The following is a 15,916-nucleotide window of genomic DNA, read 5'->3' as shown; positions in this document are numbered from 1 at the left end:
TCTCACCTTACCAATTTCTATCAGTAATTGCCGAATGGCATTATCGTTATTTTGAAATATTATTTTGGATTTAATCCAAAAAAAATACAATAATTCCTAATATTTAATTTTTAAGGATTCTAATTTTATTTAAAATTTCGAAAGGATTATTATTAAATATTACTTGTGCAATAGTATAAGATTTTTTTTTCCTAGTAATTATTTTCGACTTTAGATAAGTCATTAATTTTCTGAAAAATTCTTATTTGTAAGAATTTTATATAAGAATTCAAGGCAGGTTTTCAGTAAGATCCTAAAGGTGCTATCTGTAATAAACATAGTGGTGGAAAGAACATATGTTATATGTAAACTTGTTATAGATAATTATAAAAATAACTTGAATATTATGGAAACTATACTAAATGTTAAGTAATCTGAAAATCAATTACTATTTATATTAGAATACCATTTGGCAACGGAATTCTCAGCAGGTCTACCTTTGATTTCAAAATCGCTGTTATTCCATTGCCAAATGTAGGTTCCAGCGAACCATTTTTCTTTCCACAGTTCACTGTACAAAGCTTCAAAAGCCAGATACTGCGTCTTATTTGATTTTTTCTTAAAAAGACGCCTCCAAAAGACAGATTCCCATTCCCAAGGTTTCTTTGTTCCGTTTAAATCAGGTCTATAACCAACTTCTGTAAAAAGAATTTTCTTTTTATACTTTTCAGATAATTTTTGTAGCATCTCTTTATGAGATTGCCACCCTTTTTGAATTGATACTAAACTTGGATTCGATTCTTCAGTCAATGGAAAATATCCTTGAATTCCTATGTAATCTAGTTCATCCCAAAAATCAATATTATCGAAATTATCATCCCAATTAGCTGCATATGTCAATTCTCCAGAATAAATTTGCTTGATCTCTTTAATAAGTGTTTTCCACTTCTCAGGCTGATGTCTTACTGAACTTCTCAATTCGGTTCCGATACAATAAAGCTCTGTCTTTGTTTTTTCGGCCAATATAGCATAATGTAATATGGTTTTTCTGTAAGATTCAAACCAAAAATTCCAATCTTCTTCATTGTCAAAATTGATGTTTGAACGCCAACCAGAAGACATCCATAGATGCGGTTTTAATTGTACACGTATATTTTGAGTATGTAATTGCTGAATACTTTTAATAAATGCTGAATCTCTTCGAGACCAGACACCCAATTCTTTGATATTCTGAATCTCATTTGTCGTTTCACTTTCTTGATAGAAATAAGGCAAGATTTGAACCCATTCAATATTCGTTTTAATCAATTCATTATAGGTTGTTCTATTGCTTCTACCAAAGTCATACACGCCCATTCCTCGATGCTTTCCATCAATAGCATATAAATCTTGTACAGTATCTGTTTTATTCTCTACAGCATAATTCCATTGGTAATCAAAATCTTCATTATTGTTGATGTATAGAAGTGATTTTATTAAAACTATAATCAATAGAATGGGAGTAGCCAAACGAAAAGTAAATCGTTCGGTAAAAGTCTTTAATCCTTTTTTTCTATAAACTCTAATAAAATATTGAGTAATTAAAAAAATTATATAAAAGAGAAAAATGATGATATGTAGAAAAGTGAAACCTGAAGTACTTGATATAATTTGCACATAATTCTCCCAAAAAGCTTTAAATGTTACTTGTGGGTCTAATAGATTTAGTAAAAACAATAGAAATGTAAATATCCAAGTAAAAAGGTATACTATTAAAAAGGATTTAATTTCTTTTTTCAATGTTTGAATGATTTATTAGTATGACGCTTGTCGATGTGAAAAGTTACAGTTCCTTTTTTAATTCATAATTTGTTTTTTGAATTGTAGTGTTTTTGTAATGAAATTTATAGCAACTTCTAGAATAAAACTTATCCTATTTTTAGCTCCCGTTTTTATGAATACGATTCATTTAATCACTAAATTAAAAACTACAATTCAAGGAATTTTTTAAATGAAATAGGGAAAGATATGAGTATTACTAACATTGGTATTGTGGTTGATTTCTAAACTTAGAATTTATTTATTTTGAGATTAGCGTAAATAGAAACGTATTACTTTTATCTGTTTCAGATTTAATCCATATTTTGCCATTAAAGTTTTTACTATTTTTTGACAATACAATTTTAATATCAGGGATAATTCTAAAACTCAAGTTCTAGGATGTGTAAATTACTTGTAGGCTTACCTAAAAATAGGACAGTTCATAATTCGAATTTACTAAAGTTAAATTCAAACTGTCACGATGAAAAACAGTAAATTTAGCGAGAGCCGTAATCGAAACATTGGATTATTTAAAAGATGAAATAGAAACACCTAAATACGTGAGGTGCGATAATGGTCCGGAGTTTACCTCTAAGACTTTTATGAACTGGTGTAAAAAGAACTTTATAGAAATTAAATATACACAACCGGGAAAGCCAATGCAAAACGGATATATAGAACGATTTAATCGTTTTTTTAGGGAAGATATATGGATGCCTATTATTTCAATGACATTTATCAGTTTCAAAAGAAAAGCGATAACTGGCGAGAGGATTATAATTTTAACCATCCGCATAAATCATTAGGCAATATATCACCTAAAAAATTCAAGCCCAGATTTGATGAAGAATTTAAATACTTCATCAAATCTGACCTAAATAATAATTATTTATCGATTTTAGAGGTGTCCTAAAAAGGGGAAGCCTACACATGCAATAGATATATCTCCTAATATGATTGAAATTGGAAAAGAAAAAGCATCTGTAAGCAAAGTCAAAAATGTAGACTTCGTACAAATAGATATTTATGATACACGATACAAAAAAGAGTCGTTTGATGTGATTCTGGCTTTCAACATGTTGCACACAATATCTAATCCACAGAATATTCTGCAGAGAATATCTGAATTATTAAAACCAGAGAGCCTGTTTATTTCTGTGACACCTTGCCTGGGGGGTAAGCTATCATTTTTACTTACTATCCAGATTCTGCTTGTTCGGATATTGTGGAAAATTAGAATAATTCCCATTCCCATAAGAAGATTTAAAAGCGTTGAGTTAGATGATTTATTGGCAAATGGGAATTTTCATTCTATTGATACTGAAAAGATATATAAAGGGGCATCAAGTTATTTTATGGTAGCAAAGAAGAGACATGAATCATAGTCTAAAAAATTTTCTCAAAACACTTATGCAGTCTGTCCTATTCTGGACAACAGCAATGTTCTGTTATGCTATATTCCGTTATTTGGGTGTGGAAGATGAAAATGCCTTGACTTTAAACCCTGATGTTGATGCTAAAAGACTACTTATTGAACCTCTTATAGGAATAAGCGCTCTGGGGTTTGGGCTTGGCTTGATATATTCTCTTATTGACTTTCTGCTTGAAAAATATATGGTAAAAAAAACACCCTTGGGTATTAATCTATTGTTAAAGACTACATTTCATTTTATTGCGACCATCCTATTAGCAACTATTATTGGAATGGCTGCATCTCAGGTGCTTAAATTGAACTATGATTTTAAATTTGGATGGTGGGTCTATGATAAGCGATTTTGGAGTATTATGTTTTATATCATTATTTTCTCCATTATCTTTTCATTAATTAAAATTGCCGTCCAGCGATTTGGTAAAGGGCAGTTTTTAAAAACACTAATGGGCTCCTATAAAAATCCAAAAGAGGAAAAACGTATTTTTATGTTTTTAGATTTGAAGGGTTCTACTGCCATTGCAGAGAAATTAGGACATCATAAGTATAGTCAATTAGTTCAGGATTGTTTCTTAGACTTAAATGAAGTTGTCCTAAGACATGCTGCTGAAATATATCAATATGTGGGGGATGAAGCTGTTCTAAGTTGGCCATACAAAATAGGCTTGGCAAACAATAATTGCATAGGATTATTCTTTGCATTTCAAGAGCAACGCCTAAATAGAAAAAAATACTATATTCAAAAATATGATATTTACCCTGAGTTTAAAGCAGGTCTTCATGGTGGAATACTTATGGTAGCCGAAGTTGGTTTTGTGAAAAAAGAATTGGCGTACCATGGTGATGTTATAAATACATCGGCAAGAATACAATCAGAATGCAACGCCCATAATGTTAGCCTATTGCTTTCAGAAAGTTTATTGAGTGATTTAAATATTTTGGACTCCTTTACGGCTAAGTCATTGGGAAAAGTCTCCCTCAAAGGAAAACTCGAAGAAGTGAAAATTCATAGTATTGAAATGAATTTTGAGTAGACAAAAATCAATAAATGACGAAAGCACAACAAAGCATAAAACGGTCATGTGCCCGAAACGGACACACGTCGTTTATGCAAACCGTGATGCCCAATTAACCAAAAAATGAACAGACTAACTCGAATAACAGCAATTCTAATCCAATTACAGTCAAAAAAGATTGTAACTGCGAAAGAAATCGCGGAACGATTTGAAATTAGCTTGAGAACTGTTTACAGAGATATAAAAACACTTCAAGATGCTGGAATTCCAATAGGTTCTGAAAATGGAGTTGGATATTTCATTGTGAACGGTTATTCATTACCACCAATAATGATAACAGAAGAAGAAGCCAATGCTTTGATAATCTCTGAAAAACTCATTCAAAATCAAGGAGATTCTTCCTTAATTAAAGATTTTAATTCATTCTTGCTCAAAATAAAATCTACTCTTAAAAATTTTGAAAAAGAAAATATTTCAAAACTTGAAAACAGAATTGAACCTTCAACAAAGATTGATAAAAATAAAAGTAATTGGTTATCAAAAATTCAGAAATCCATCACAAACGCAAATGTGATACAAATCGATTACTTCTCAATTCACAAAGAAGAAAGTACTAAACGAAACATTGAACCTTTAGCCATTTATTTTACAGAAAACGCTTGGGTTTTAGTTGCATTTTGTCGTTTAAGAAATGAAGAGCGTGAATTTAGATTAGATAGAATCTTAAAACTAAATATCACTTACGAAATCTTTACATATCAACAGAATTTTACACTTAAACAATATTTAGAAAAATATAGTGAAGTATAGTTGACATAGGGTTGTCAGTCATCCGTTTTATTTTTGCATTATGAAAACAAAATTTATAATAGCAATAACGTTCTTTATTATTTGCAGTTGCAGTAATTCAGAAAATAAACAAAGCAAAATGACTAAAAAAGCAACAATTGTAGAAACGGTATTATTCAAACCAACCGAAGGAATAAATCGAAAAGAAGTAGAAAACCAAATGTCTGAACTGAATGAATTCATTAGTAAACAAGATGGATTTATTTCCCGAAAAACTGCTGTATCTGAAGATGGACAGTTTTTAGACCTTGTATTCTGGTCTGACTTGGAATGTGCAACAACTGCATCTGAAAAGGCAATGGAAAATCCGAAAACCTTAAAGGCATTTCAAGTAATTGATGAAAAAACTATGACTTTTAAGCATTTTTCAATCTTTAATGAAATTCAAGAATGAAAGCAATGACAACAGACGAAATTATTCAAGAGGTTCAGAATAGTTTCAATGGTCTTGTGAAAAATAAAAATTGGGGAGAAGTCGGACTTTTTTACAATCCTGAAAATAAATTGAGCAAAGGAATTTACCTATTGACATTTAAAGAAAAAGATGGAGCGAACGACAAAGCATCGAGCGTAAACAGAGAAGATGTTTATAGATTAAATTTAGGAATATCAAAAGAAAGTTTCTGTCAATTATTTGGCAATAAACCGAAAAGACCAACAGCAGGTCAAATAATCGATATGCCATTTGATTTTACCGAACTGAATAAAATAATGCCTCATCCTGTTTATGGCTGGATGAGTTGGATTTTTGTCTTAAACCCAACAAAGGAAACTTTTGACAAACTGTTTCCGCTAATTGAAGAAGCCTATAATATGGCATTGAAGAAGTATGAAAAGAAAATAACTGGGCATAACAAAGAGATAAAAAATAACCATTTGAAGTCTAAACAATAGCTGATAAAGTTTAAATAAAGGTGTTTTGCATTAAATAAACTAAGTTCAATAATACCCACCATTAAATAGACTATCATAAACTGATAACCAGAATATGAACTGCCATTACTACTTTTTATAGAATGTACCTTCTGTAAAAATTTTCATTATTGAAAATCATTTCCGTTTCAAAAGCTCCCAAACTATTTCAACCAACGCTATTAGCATATTCTTCAAAAGCAGAGCCAGGTTTTTAAAGATTTCAACCATTGCCAATTAATTTTAGTAGTGTTTCTAGAATCAAAAGCGCATATCCAGAAATAGTACTACCTTTTTCGTTGTGTTCCGCCTCTTCGTAATTCGACAAAAATCCTAATTCCAAGAGTACACTAGGATATGCTGTAGTCTCTCGAAGCACCTGAAAATTCCCATATTTAAGTCCTCTATTTTTAAAACTCAATTTTTGATTTAGTCCAGCAGCAAAAAGTCGGGCCAATTCTTCAGATTGCTTATTGGTTTTGTGAATATAAACTTCAATGCCTTGCGCTGCTTCACGACCCGCTTGGTTACAATGAATTGAAATAAAGACTTTAGGTTTCAATGCTGTTACAAGTTTTGTCCGGTGCCGCAATGAAATTAGCGTATCGTTATAGCGTGTACTATAGATGTCCAAAGTATCTGAGAACAGTTTTTTGTTCAGCCGTAGCACTTCTAGCGCTATTTTCAACACCACATCCTTTTCTTGTAGCCCATTAACGCCAATCGCACCAGAATCAGAACCACCATGACCTGGGTCTAATACAATAATAGGTTTAGGAATTTCCTTTTGTCCATAGACTGAATGAAAAGAGCTGGATAGCATCCAAATAAAAAAGTAAATACAGAATCGCTTCATCTCATAGAATTTTTAAGTGCGTGTTGCGCAATTTTTATCCTTTTCGACAATTCTGTCAGAATCCACGAAATTTTAACGTTGATGACTGTTAATTTTTAGTCAATTCTCTGCGTTTGCTCCTATTCTCCTCAAATTCGGCAACAATAATTCATCAACCGCCCTAATCAGGCATCTAAAACGAACAGTTATGAAAAGACTTAAAAAATCACTTTTTCTGCTACTATTGGCAACCGCCCCAACCTATGCCCAAATTGGAGGTATCGAAGATTCCGTAGCCGACATTTCGGATACTATTAGAACCATTTTTCCTATTATTTTAGGGGTTATTTTCCTTGTCGGTTTCCTTTTTAACGCCGGACACTTTTTTGGCGAGAATGCAGATTTAAAAAAGGGAATTACCCGAGTATTGGTCTTTGTACTGATAGCTGGTGCCGTAGTTGGCATCTTCACCTACTTGATAACTATTGTTGTATAATGAAGAGCTATCGAATTTATCGAAATATTCGTAAGCGGGCATTGATATTCGGGCTTCCGGTATCATTGTTCGCTTTGCAAATGTTAGGCGTTATCGGCTCTCTTTTGGTTGTTATTTTCTCTTTTAATCTTGTTTTGGTGCTAGGAGCTGCTCTTATAAACGGCATGCTCTACGTGGTGCTGTTAAAGCTTACGAACCGGCCTCATGTATTGCATATCGGCAATGTATTTCCTAAGGCAATCTCCAATAAGAAAACATCCGTTTTGAACTATGAGGATTAATTTGACACAACAGTATCCGATTGCGGATATCCAGGGTAATTTGGTCTTTGCGAACAATGGCAACATTGTACTGTGCTACAAGGCCAACCTTCCAGAAGTGTATTCCCTTTCCGAGAAAGATTTCGAGGATCTGCATGGTAGCTGGTTTCAAGCATTGAAATCACTCCCATCAGTAACGATCATCCACAAACAGGATCTATTTCAAAAATTACAATACGCCGCAGACCAGTTGCCCAACTCCACTTTTTTAGAGAAAGCCACACACGCACATTTTAAGGGTAGGGGACATATATCACATGAATCCTACTTGTTTTTTATCTGGCCAAAGAACAAAGGGCTTAACAAATCGAAATACGTCAATCCGTTTAAAGGTGTTCCAAAAAACCTACCTCAAAAAATGAGTGATGCCGTAATGAGTTTCACGGCCGCTGTACGAGATTCGGTAGGTTTTCTGAACAACAGCTATAAGTTCGATTTCACACCTCTTGTAGAAAAGGAAATCCTAGCCCTGACCGATGACTTTTTTAACGGGTTTAATGAAGGCTTTGATACTGATATTGTTCTGAACAAAGACCATGCGCAAATTGGAAATCACTTCTTTGATGTTTTAGCGGTCAATAATGAGCTATGTTTTGGTGAGGGTATCGCTAGCAGTAAGACTAATGAGGCATTTACCTCGGACGATTTCATTTTCCATCAAGGTTTTATAGATGGACTAGGGCTTAATTTTAACGAAAACCATATCGTCAACCAGATTATCTATTTGGACGACAAAAACAAATGGCGAAAACTATTGGAAAAGCGTATCGAGGAACTGAGTAAAAGCTCCAGTTTCGGTTCACAGAACAAGGTCGTTCACGAAAAGATAAATGTCATCCTGGATCAAATCAATCAGGACGATAATGCCAGAATTGTACGAGGTCATTTGAATGTCGTGTTTTGGAGTTCAAAAAAAGAAGCACTCCCTAGAATTGCCTCTAAAATCAAGACCGAATTCAAGGAGCTAGATATTGTTCCCTACTATCCAAAAGGGGAGGAGCGCAAAAATTACCTACTCAATAGTTACTGTTGTTTCTCTTCCAATTTTTCAGATGAAGATTTGTATGTAACCGATTTGAAACATGCACTTTGTCTATTGGTCAACAACACCAATTATAAATCGGATACTACGGGTATTATCTTCAATGATAGACAACATAACATCCCTGTTCTAAAGGATGTTTGGGACGAGAAAAAAAAACGCATTAAGGCACGTAATTTTGCCATATTCGCTCCCACAGGAGAGGGTAAGTCATTCCTAGCCAATAACATCCTTCGTCAATATTTTGAAAGTGGCGTTCGGCTGGTAATTATAGACCTAGGAGGAAGTTATACCAAGTTTGCAAAACTATATCCTGATGATTACATCACTTTGAGATATGAGCAGGGAAAGAACTTAGGTATCAATCCCTTTTACATTAGCAGTATACATGACCTAAGCCCGGAGCGGTTGGAAGACCTCACGGTCTTTCTTTTAGAGCTCTTCGCTTCGGGTCTTAAGGTCGCCAAAGCACAAGAGGTCGCTTTAAAGAAAATCTTGCAGTATTATTATAAAAGCAATGCCGATAAGACCCACTCGCTCGATGCGTTTTACAATTTTGTAAGGGACGAAAAAGATAGTTTATTACAGGATTTAGGTATTGATACCACCTACTTCAACACGTCCAATTTTCTACACATCATGTCGGAGTATGTTGGGGAGGGCTTATACAGTTTTCTCTTTGAGGTCAGCGAAGATCAATCGTATAAAATCGAGGACAAGCGCTTAATTGTTTTTGAGCTGGACGAAGTAAAGGACAATAAGGAAGTTTTATCCGTAATGCTCAAGCTTATCATGTCTGCTATACAACGCACCATTTGGCGCAATCGGGACGAAAAAGGAATCATTTTGTTCGATGAGTTTGCCAAGCAACTCAAATTCGACAACGTACTGGAAAGTGTCGAATTCTATTATCAGGCCATCAGGAAGCAGAACGGGGCTATTGGTATCATACTGCAATCCATCAATCAGCTTCCCGACAATTCCACAACGGCCAGTATTATTGAAAATACTCAGGTCATCTATAGCCTTAAAAACGAAAAGGGCTATGATGAACTAGTCAAACGGTTGAGCCTTTCAAGTCATGACTTAAATCAATTAAAGTCCATTAAAAACGATTTAAAGGGTGCACGAAAGTATACCGAAATCTTTATCAAGATAGGGAAGGAGAGCAACATTTTCCGATTGGAAGTACCACTAGAAGTATACGCCGCTTATCTCACGGATGGTGCAGAGAACGAGGCCATAATGGACAATTATAAAACAACTCAAAACATGGAAGCCGCCATAATCCAATTCGTCAAACAGAAATTTAATTCATCTAATTCACTCACTTAACATATAAAATCATGAAAAATACAAACCTAATTGTTCTATTTATTTTGGCTTTAGCCTTTTTGATACCTAAAAGCGCTCTTGGCCAAGGGATGCCCGTATACGATAATACAAGCTTTATTTCGTTGGTGAAGCAGCTGGTAGAGTCTGCCAAACAGACTTCAGAAATGATTAAAACCGTTCAATTTCTAAAAGATGCAAAGGAAACTATTGAAAAAGTCAATAATGCAGTTAGACAATTTGAAGCTGTCCGAGAAATTAATGAAAATAACCAAGCTTTAGTCGGTATGGTGCGAAATGATCTGAGAGGGATTTTAAACTCCCCATATATCCATACAGATGAAATAGATGCAGTCTCCAATGCTTTTAATACCATCATAGACGGTTCACTTCGAAACTTGGAGTTTATGAATCAGGTAATTTCCAATGATTTTTTAAAGCTAAACGATGCGGAGCGACTTGCCATTTTAGAAGGCCATCGAGCAGATTCAAAAAAGATGGTCGCCGATATCACCTTAAAAAGTAAACGATATAAGATGATTATCTCTTTTAGGGAAATGCAGGATAAGATTAACAATAGAGAAACCAACTACTAATTCCATTCCTTATGTTTTTGTCAATAGGCTTGGATTATGTAGATGCCGTCTTTCAGACCATAAAGGATAGCGACTTTGCCAGCTATACCATCGGTGGAATGAAGGGGCTTGCCGTATTATTTTTTTTATTAAATATTTTAAAGAAATACTATGAGGGAGGCGCTAACCGGGAAGGACTGACGTGGGGATTGACCCCTTCCGATTTGATTAAAAACTTTGCCGTTGTTCTGGTGGTCATTTTCTCGACCGAAGTACTTGGAGCTTTCGATTCGATATTGGTAGCTGTAGAAAATCAATACAGGGATACTGCGCCCATTTTGTTACCCTTGGAAATGCAGGATATCGCCGTTGAGGAAGATTTGGGTTTGTTGGATGCTACCGCCAAGGCAATGGGATTACTATATGAATACTTGGCTACCCCATTTTTAGGAATTCGGAGTTTAGCTTATGCCGTGGGAATGTTCTTGTGGATTCTTGACCTTTTCATTTATCCCTTGTTTTTGGCAGAGCGGTATTTTCTCCTAGGGATCATGCAGACCTTTTTTCCTTTGGTTATTAGCATGGCAGTTTTTGAAAAGTTTAGGGAAATGGGGTATCGGTTTTTTAAGCTATATGCTGCCGTATATATGATAGTACCAGCTTTCTTTCTGGTCAATGTTTTTGTAAATGAACTGTATAAGGAAATCACGGAAAATTTTTGGCCCAATCTGTTTGGAACCGATTTTGGCAGTGAACTTTTTGCACCTGTCATTGAACTCGCAGGAGTAGGCTTTATCATTCTTATAAAATTTAAACTGTATAAACGAGCGAGCACTTTTACTTTACGATTGTTTGTACACTAAACTAAAAGCAATGAAAAATAGAATAACACCTTATAAGAATATTTACAGCGTATTGAAAATTAACCGCTTTATAGTTTTAGCGGCAGTAGCGGCCTGTTTACTGACCTGCGTTTTCTCCATCATAACCGTGTATCGGTTTAACCGAAACATGTTAAACAGCTCTTTTGCAGTAAATACCGACGGTTCTATTATTCCGCTTAAACTGGTTTCGCAAAAAGAGAATATGGAAGTTGAGGCACTTTCACACCTAGACCTATTTCACCAATACTTCTACGGAATCGATGAAAGTAACTACGAGAAAAATCTAGAGAAAGCGTTGTGGTTGGGCGACAGTTCTGTGGATAATGTGTACCGGCAGAAAAAAGCTGATGGAGTATACAATAGATTACTCCAATACTCTCTGGTTCAAAAAGTTATTTCCGTCAATACAGAATTGACTTTAACTTCAGAAAGTACTTCATTTCGGTCAGAAGTTATTTTTGAGATCAACAGAGGGTCTATCGTTGACAGATACCAACTAATTACTTCTGGTACTTTAATTCCTGTAGACAGGAACTTTCCAAATAATACCCATGGACTATTAATAACCAACTTCTATGAAAATTCTCTTAAAAAGATTAATAATCAACAATAAATTTAAATGAAACTAGATAGAAATAAACTAATATTTATCACGGTAATCGCTTCAATGGTCCTATTCATTGTCTGCTATGCCGTTTTTGTTATGGACGAGGGAGAAGAAACGCAAACTGAACTGACCCAACCTTCGGTGCCGGAATTGAAAGAAGAACAAAAAAAGTATTCCTCTAAAATAGAAGCCATCGATGACCTAAAGGAGGTGCGTGAATCAAACGCCCCAAGTATCTATGATGAATCCCTTTTGGATTCTACAGGATTATACGACCCTTTATTTCAGGAAAAGGAACGACAACGAATTGTAGATAGTATTTATTCAGAAGGAAGAATAAACTACGAATCTGGTGATTATAGAAATGCTTCTAATAACAACCGTACTGTCACAATAAAAAACGCTGTTAAAGATGAAAATAAAAAAACTCCTATTGATTTTAGCAAGGCGCATCAAGAGTTTTTTGACTTTGAACCTAAATCTATTTCTGCAACTATATCTGAAGAATCAAACCGAACCACAGATGATTTTATAGTTGTTGAAGTCAACGGGGAACAAACGGTAAAAACCGATAGTAGATTGGAATTACGATTGGCGGTAGATGCGTTAGTTGACGGAGACTCTATTCCAAGGAATTCATTGGTCTATGGTTTTGTGAGTTTCAAGGCCAATCGGGTATTTATAAATATCAGCAACATCAATCATAACCCTGCTGATTTGAAAGCTTTCGACCTGTTGGATGGCAATGAGGGTATCCACGTTAAAAACAGCTTTACAGCAGAGGCTAGGGGTGAAGTCTTGGATGATATTGTCCAAGATATTAATATTCCAGGTGTTCCGCAAGTAGGTGGAATCAAACAAGTATTCCGCCGAAATAACCGTAATGTGAAAGTTATCATTTACAATCAATATCAGCTCATCTTAAAACCTAGTCTATGAAAACCATAGTAATCATTATCTCAATATTCTCATTAGGTCAATTAAACTCCCAAGGTTTAAAAACTATTTATACCAATGAAAACAAGGCTGTAGCCTTATTTTTTCCTGATGAAATTCAGCAGGCGGTAGTAGGGTCACCAAACTTTACTTTTAGTTATAATAAAGAAAAATCGCAGCATATAGGTTTGTTACAGGGGGTTAAGGGCAATGAAAGTAATCTCTTGGTCATTACCACCTCTGATGAGGTTTTTTCGTATGTGCTTAAGTATCGTAAAGCATTGGATACTTTAACGTATTTCATTCCCAGAAAAGAACGAATAGGCTTGGAAAAACCTATTATCATTTCACCCATTAATAATACGGTCTCGATAAAAATCGATTCTCCGCCAACTAAATCCCCACAAACTGATTCGCAGAATCGATCAGAGTATTTTAAAAAATTCAGCGAATTTCATTTAAGGCATAACCTAAACAGATTGCAGCGAAAGTGGAAGAATGGTATAATACTTCTCCTTAAAGAAATGATTTACGACCGAACGGAAGTATATGCCATTATTGAAATCAAAAACAAATCTGGGATTGATTTTGAAATGGATTACCTGAAACTTTTTAAGGTACATGGAAACAAGCGAAAGAAATCATCCTATCAAAAGATAGAACTAAAGCCTATTTACAAACATAATCTTCCAAAAATCATTAAAGAAGGGGAGAGCCGTAACTTCGTATTAACTGTACCCAAATTTACCTTTGGGGATGAGGAAAAACTACTGTTGGAACTTAAAGAGTATAGGGGTGGTAGATTACTGCAATTGCTGCATGATTGACACATTCTATAACGAATCATTTTGGGGAGGTAGTATACAAGTTAGCAATTTGAGTTTTAGATTTATTTTATTGTTTGATAGCTTCTTCGATTCAAAGAGGATAAACAATTCTAGTTAAAATTTATATTTTCCGTTCAAAGAAAAAAGGCTAGAGGTACCGTAAGTTCCAATTACCGACTTGTTGAAGTGCAGGTCATGTTCAATTTTTAAAAAGAAGTTTCGTTTCACATCATAACCCAATCCATTTTTAATTTTAAATTGTGGAGGAGGGAGATTTAGAAGCATTTTGTCGCTTTCTGATTTTATTTGTAGTACGGAAATGAGATAAACGTTTTCCGTAATGTAAAACTTGGTTTTAATAGGTAATTTAAAAACATCCGATATAAAGTCTTTGATAAATACTTAAATGCCATGTCATATGATTAGTTTATTGTTACTGATAGCCTAACAAAACTCCTTAATACTGTTTCCATAAATTTGTCTTTTTATGAGTTTATAAATTTGATTTATACTCTTTAGACAAAATTGGAGTTGCTAGTGTGACATGGTTTTGATGTTTTTTTAATTTCGGACAAAATCACGTTTATAAGAACTAGGAAGTTAGTATACACTAACTTCCTAGTTCTTTGTTTAAATATGCGTCGTTGTTATAGACTTTTATTTCTTTTTTTAGCTCAGTTCCTCTTAGTTACCAAAAGCTCTTGTCCATCCTATTCCAATCTGATATCCAGATTGCGCTTTGTCATTAATGAGCGGTAAAAAGCTGTAAAGCCCAATACTGTTAGAATTGTTAATTTTATATTTTGGAGAAAAAGAAAGACCGTAATTAAAAAAGGTTTCTTTGTTGGAATAATCTCTTTCAAAACCTATTCTTTCATTAACTAAAGTGCCTTTTGTATAGGCAAAACTTAATCCTACAGGAACTTCAAAATTTAGTTGTATTTTATTGAAATTTAACGAGTAACCGATATTTACTGTTGGTAGTATTCGCATATCTATATCATTCTTTAAATAAGCATCTGGTTCAGACTCTCCTTTAAAGTCAAAGTAAGCCGTCAGAGCAAAAGAAAGTGTAAAATGATGTTGGTTTTGCGATAGTGGTATGGTGTACTTTCCGTAACCACCATAATATAGGGCTTCATCTCCTGCCGCAAGTACGCCTATTTCCAATGAATTATTATTTGTTCTATCATTTTGAGAGTATAGAGTCGTTCCAATAAACAATAAACAAATGATTATAATTTTTCTAATTGCTAAAAACATAGTTCAATCCTTTTTTAAAATTTTTTTCTGCAGAACCACTATGTCCGCTTTCTTCTATTAATTCGTTTTTATGCATAAAATTTGGAAAATTTCTACTATCCATACGCACATTCATTTCTTCAAAAGAAGCCAGCATAACCGCTCCTTCTAAAGTCCCCATTCCATTGTAAAATTTCACTGCTAAATTTGTATTTGAATCCGCATAGGTTTGTTCATACTCGAAGATAATTCCTGAGTCAAACCAATACGATGTTCCGCTTGCTATAAACTTATTAAATGGATTTGATATCCTATCCTGAGCCATCACGTACTGTGTGAATAATCCACCAAAAGAATGGCCAATGAGTGTTTTATTATTAGTTGTATCTATATTGTATCGTGACTCTAGTTCTGGTATTAATTCATCTTTTATAAATTGATAAAAATTGCTAGCACCGCCAGTACCATGGGCATAAACTGTTGGTGTATAATCTCTATTTCTTTCTTTATTATTACCTATGGCAATAAAAATACAAGAAGGAATACTACCATTTAGAGCTTTTTCAGAAATGATATTGGCAATGGTATTAAATCTAGTGTCACCATCTAAACCAATTATCAATTGATTGGATGAATCATTTGCATAATTCTCGGGTAGATACACATATATGGGATAACTATCGTTTGTTATAGTGGATTCTATACTAAACTCTTCTGTGGTGCCTATGATACCGGGACTATCGTCATTTGAACAATTGCAAAAGACGATTGGAAATAATAAAAAGCGTATTAATTTCATGTTTTTGTTTTAAATTTTCGGCAAAGGTCTAGAAAC

General features: G+C 34.1%; 18 protein-coding genes and 1 pseudogene. 14 read left to right on the top strand and 5 right to left on the bottom strand.

Annotated elements, in window-relative coordinates; translation table 11 throughout:
* Nucleotides 1–420: 420 nt before the first annotated feature.
* Nucleotides 421–1,758 (bottom strand): glycoside hydrolase family 113, encoded by a 1,338-nt coding sequence (locus UH1x_RS02120; RefSeq protein ID WP_482624737.1) that lies wholly within the window; start codon nt 1,756–1,758, stop codon nt 421–423.
* A gap of 542 nt (nt 1,759–2,300) precedes the next feature.
* Between UH1x_RS02120 and UH1x_RS02115 the strand changes: the two genes are divergently transcribed.
* The 7 genes and pseudogenes from UH1x_RS02115 to UH1x_RS02085 all read left to right on the top strand — a co-directional run bounded on the left by UH1x_RS02115 (nt 2,301) and on the right by UH1x_RS02085 (nt 5,967).
* Nucleotides 2,301–2,585, top strand: coding sequence for an integrase core domain-containing protein (locus UH1x_RS02115; protein WP_482624735.1), 285 nt, complete (start codon nt 2,301–2,303; stop codon nt 2,583–2,585).
* The gene (locus UH1x_RS02110) at nt 2,489–2,692 is read left to right on the top strand and encodes an integrase core domain-containing protein (protein WP_482624733.1); all 204 of its coding nucleotides are present in this window, start codon (nt 2,489–2,491) and stop codon (nt 2,690–2,692) included. Before UH1x_RS02115 ends, UH1x_RS02110 begins: the two co-directional genes overlap by 97 nt.
* A 13-nt stretch (nt 2,693–2,705) precedes the next feature.
* A pseudogene (locus UH1x_RS02105) lies at nt 2,706–3,164 on the top strand (class I SAM-dependent methyltransferase); the annotation flags it as partial.
* Nucleotides 3,154–4,242: an adenylate/guanylate cyclase domain-containing protein gene (locus UH1x_RS02100; RefSeq protein WP_482624732.1), complete on the top strand. Its 1,089-nt coding sequence runs from the start codon at nt 3,154–3,156 to the stop codon at nt 4,240–4,242. The pseudogene UH1x_RS02105 and the gene UH1x_RS02100, both read left to right, overlap by 11 nt.
* A 105-nt stretch (nt 4,243–4,347) precedes the next feature.
* Nucleotides 4,348–5,034, top strand: a complete 687-nt coding sequence (locus tag UH1x_RS02095; RefSeq protein ID WP_482624730.1) for a helix-turn-helix transcriptional regulator — start codon at nt 4,348–4,350, stop codon at nt 5,032–5,034.
* A 118-nt stretch (nt 5,035–5,152) separates the two neighbouring features.
* Entirely contained in the window at nt 5,153–5,467 is a 315-nt protein-coding gene (locus UH1x_RS02090; protein WP_299801204.1) for an antibiotic biosynthesis monooxygenase family protein, read from the top strand.
* Nucleotides 5,464–5,967, top strand: a complete 504-nt coding sequence (locus UH1x_RS02085) for a DUF6194 family protein (RefSeq protein WP_299801205.1) — start codon at nt 5,464–5,466, stop codon at nt 5,965–5,967. The genes UH1x_RS02090 and UH1x_RS02085 overlap by 4 nt, the downstream gene beginning before the upstream one ends.
* 241 nt (nt 5,968–6,208) lie before the next feature.
* Here UH1x_RS02085 and UH1x_RS02080 read toward each other — a convergent pair whose 3' ends face one another.
* Entirely contained in the window at nt 6,209–6,841 is a 633-nt protein-coding gene (locus UH1x_RS02080; protein WP_482624728.1) for an N-acetylmuramoyl-L-alanine amidase family protein, read from the bottom strand.
* A 187-nt stretch (nt 6,842–7,028) separates the two neighbouring features.
* On the opposite strand from UH1x_RS02080, the gene UH1x_RS02075 reads away from it, so the two are divergent.
* The 7 genes from UH1x_RS02075 (at nt 7,029) to UH1x_RS02045 (ending at nt 13,839) form a co-directional block, all read left to right on the top strand.
* Nucleotides 7,029–7,316, top strand: coding sequence for a hypothetical protein (locus UH1x_RS02075; RefSeq protein ID WP_299801207.1), 288 nt, complete (start codon nt 7,029–7,031; stop codon nt 7,314–7,316).
* A gap of 270 nt (nt 7,317–7,586) precedes the next feature.
* A complete protein-coding gene (locus UH1x_RS02070) occupies nt 7,587–10,013 on the top strand; it encodes a TraG family conjugative transposon ATPase (protein ID WP_482624727.1) in 2,427 nt (808 codons plus the stop codon).
* Between the two features lie 11 nt (nt 10,014–10,024).
* Entirely contained in the window at nt 10,025–10,606 is a 582-nt protein-coding gene (locus UH1x_RS02065) for a conjugal transfer protein (RefSeq protein ID WP_482624725.1), read from the top strand.
* 11 nt (nt 10,607–10,617) lie between these two features.
* Nucleotides 10,618–11,448, top strand: coding sequence for a hypothetical protein (locus tag UH1x_RS02060; protein WP_482624723.1), 831 nt, complete (start codon nt 10,618–10,620; stop codon nt 11,446–11,448).
* A 10-nt stretch (nt 11,449–11,458) separates the two neighbouring features.
* Entirely contained in the window at nt 11,459–12,082 is a 624-nt protein-coding gene (locus UH1x_RS02055) for a conjugal transfer protein TraK (protein WP_482624721.1), read from the top strand.
* A gap of 90 nt (nt 12,083–12,172) precedes the next feature.
* Complete coding sequence (gene traM, locus UH1x_RS02050) at nt 12,173–13,015, top strand: conjugative transposon protein TraM (protein ID WP_482624720.1); 843 nt, start codon at nt 12,173–12,175, stop codon at nt 13,013–13,015.
* Nucleotides 13,012–13,839, top strand: coding sequence for a DUF4138 domain-containing protein (locus UH1x_RS02045; RefSeq protein ID WP_482624718.1), 828 nt, complete (start codon nt 13,012–13,014; stop codon nt 13,837–13,839). The genes traM and UH1x_RS02045 overlap by 4 nt, the downstream gene beginning before the upstream one ends.
* A gap of 114 nt (nt 13,840–13,953) precedes the next feature.
* Here UH1x_RS02045 and UH1x_RS02040 read toward each other — a convergent pair whose 3' ends face one another.
* The 3 genes from UH1x_RS02040 to UH1x_RS02030 all read right to left on the bottom strand — a co-directional run bounded on the left by UH1x_RS02040 (nt 13,954) and on the right by UH1x_RS02030 (nt 15,880).
* Nucleotides 13,954–14,124 (bottom strand): hypothetical protein, encoded by a 171-nt coding sequence (locus tag UH1x_RS02040; protein WP_482624717.1) that lies wholly within the window; start codon nt 14,122–14,124, stop codon nt 13,954–13,956.
* 399 nt (nt 14,125–14,523) lie between these two features.
* Nucleotides 14,524–15,102 carry a hypothetical protein gene (locus UH1x_RS02035; RefSeq protein ID WP_482624715.1) on the bottom strand — a complete coding sequence of 193 codons (579 nt, stop codon included), beginning with the start codon at nt 15,100–15,102 and terminating at the stop codon, nt 14,524–14,526.
* On the bottom strand, nt 15,086–15,880 hold the full coding sequence (locus UH1x_RS02030; RefSeq protein WP_482624713.1) for an alpha/beta hydrolase: 795 nt from the start codon (nt 15,878–15,880) through the stop codon (nt 15,086–15,088). Before UH1x_RS02030 ends, UH1x_RS02035 begins: the two co-directional genes overlap by 17 nt.
* Between the last annotated feature and the right edge of the window lie 36 nt (nt 15,881–15,916).

It is taken from the genome of Maribacter sp. UH1 (assembly GCF_056839145.1).
This window is presented reverse-complemented; position numbering and strand designations above follow the sequence as displayed.